Source organism: Dellaglioa sp. CoH-56-MRSF-10 (assembly GCF_056782175.1).
In genome coordinates this window covers 1-268 of the sequence record NZ_JBXAYF010000115.1, presented here as the reverse complement: position 1 = coordinate 268, position 268 = coordinate 1, and the positions used below count along the sequence as shown (strand labels likewise).

The window sequence follows — 268 nt, the reverse complement described above, 5'->3', positions numbered from 1 at the left end:
ATCGGCGCATGTTCCATCAACGTGATCGCCATTTGACAAAAGTTCCGGAGTCGAGCCATGTCGTCTTCGGATACGGAACCCTGTTCGATGTCGCGCACCACACGCATCACCTGATAGCGATACGTCTTGATGTACTTCTTGTGGTCGATGGTCTCACCGTTAAGACCACGACTCATTTTCTTGTTGCTTCGATTCATCAGAAAATATCCGGGCCCACGTCGGAGCGAAGTCCGTGGATTTCTTCACCCATCAGCATGCGCGCATACTG

General features: G+C 51.5%; 1 protein-coding gene. It reads right to left on the bottom strand.

Features of this window, described 5'->3' with window-relative positions; translation table 11 throughout:
• A partial coding sequence (locus AC1RP4_RS08020; protein WP_481763280.1) for a hypothetical protein occupies window positions 1-197 on the bottom strand: 197 nt, incomplete at its 3' end.
• Window positions 198-268: the final 71 nt, after the last annotated feature.